Below are 1667 nucleotides of genomic sequence, written 5' to 3'. Positions count from 1 at the left end.
ACAACGCCGGCAACGCCGCGATCGAGGCCCTGCGCAACAATCAGACGAAGCTGGAAAGCGGCGCCCTGTCCACCGCGGCGACCATCACCGAACTGGTCACGGCGGCCGTGCTGGTGCTCTTCACGCTGATCTTCTTCCTCTACGGCGGCCGCAACATCTGGGCCTACGTGTCCAAGATCTTCCCGGCCGACGTCCGGGACCGGGTGAGCGAGGCGGGCCGGGCCGGCTACGGGTCGCTGACCGCGTACGTGCGGGCCACCTTCCTGGTGGCGCTCACCGACGCGGCCGGGGTCGGCACCGGCCTGGCGATCATGGGCATCCCACTGGCGCTGCCGCTGGCCTCGCTGGTCTTCCTGGGCGCGTTCATCCCGCTGATCGGTGCCTTGGTCTCGGGTCTGCTGGCCGTGGTGGTCGCCCTGCTCGCCAAGGGCATTGTGTACGCACTGATCACGCTCGGCCTGCTGATCGCGGTGAACCAGTTGGAGGCCCACGTGCTGCAGCCGCTGGTGATGGGCCGCGCGGTCTCGATTCACCCGCTCGCGGTGGTGCTCGCCATCGCCGCCGGCGGCGTGCTCGCGGGAATCGTCGGCGCGCTGCTGGCGGTCCCGACGGTGGCGTTCCTCAACAACGCGTTCCAGGTGCTGTTCGCGAAGGATCCGGCCGCCGAGGCCGAGAAACAGACCGAGGAGGCCGACGAGGGTGGCGCGATCGTCCAGGCGGAGCCGGACGAGCCGGCGACCGCGTCGGACTGATCCCTACAACCGGCCCTCGCGGCGCAGCAGGTCCTGGGCGGACAGGCCGCCGCCGGAGCGTCGGCGCTGGCGCGCGTCGCCGTTGTCTCCCCGGGAGTTCATCTTTTCCGTGGCCGCGTCGGAGTCGTCGCCCTCGGGCCGCGGAAACGCGGTGGTGGGTTCGGCCGCGTCTTCCGCATCGTCAGAGCGGTTGGCGGGCACCGGAATCGCGCGCGTCTGGCCGCTGGACGGCGGCGGCGGTGGCGTCGCGGGGGTGGTGGGCCGTGGCGGCGCCGACGGCGCCGCATTGGCGGGCCGCTCGTGGGCGGGGGCGGAGTTCGGCACCGCCAGCCTCGTCGTCTGAGCCTCCGTCGGCTGGCCCGGCCGGGCCTGCACGCGCGCGGCGTCGCCGGGGGGCGCCGCAGGGCGCATCGCCGCGCCTGCGGGCGCTTCCGCCGCGGGTTCGGGCGGAGCCGGCCGCGTCGCCCGGGACGGCTCGAGGGCCGCGGGGTGGGTGGGGTCGTGTGGCGGGCGTGGCCCGGCGGCGACCAGGCTGGCCGCCACCGGCGGTCGCGCGGGCCGGCCGTTGAGCGTCGGCCGCTTGCGCTCGTCGGGCAGGTCGATCTCGCCGAGCCCGATCCGGTTCTGCAGCCGCCTGGCCCAGCGCGGGGCCCACCAGCAGTCGTCGCCGAGGAGTTTCATCACCGACGGCACCAGGAACATCCGGACCACGGTGGCGTCCAGCAACAGCGCCGCCATCAGGCCGAACGCCAGGTATTTCATCAGCACCAGGTCGGAGAACACGAAAGAACCGGCGACCACGGCCAGCACCAGCGCGGCCGCCGTGATCAGGCGCCCCGTCGTCGCGGTGCCGATGCGGATGGCCTCGGCGGTCGACATGCCACGTTCGCGCGCCTCGACCATGCGGGACACGAG

The 1667-nt window shown here is 73.4% G+C and carries 2 protein-coding genes; one reads left to right on the top strand and one right to left on the bottom strand.

The window, feature by feature from the left end; translation table 11 throughout:
• Positions 1-752, top strand: a 752-nt coding sequence (locus tag A5701_RS12755) for an AI-2E family transporter (protein WP_067753560.1), incomplete at its 5' end; no start/stop codon positions are given.
• 3 nt (positions 753-755) lie between these two features.
• Here A5701_RS12755 and A5701_RS12750 read toward each other — a convergent pair.
• On the bottom strand, positions 756-1667 hold a 912-nt coding region (locus A5701_RS12750), incomplete at its 5' end, for an MMPL family transporter (protein WP_156670072.1).

It is taken from the genome of Mycobacterium sp. E3305 (assembly GCF_001666785.1).
Taxonomy (GTDB): domain Bacteria; phylum Actinomycetota; class Actinomycetes; order Mycobacteriales; family Mycobacteriaceae; genus Mycobacterium.
This window is presented reverse-complemented; position numbering and strand designations above follow the sequence as displayed.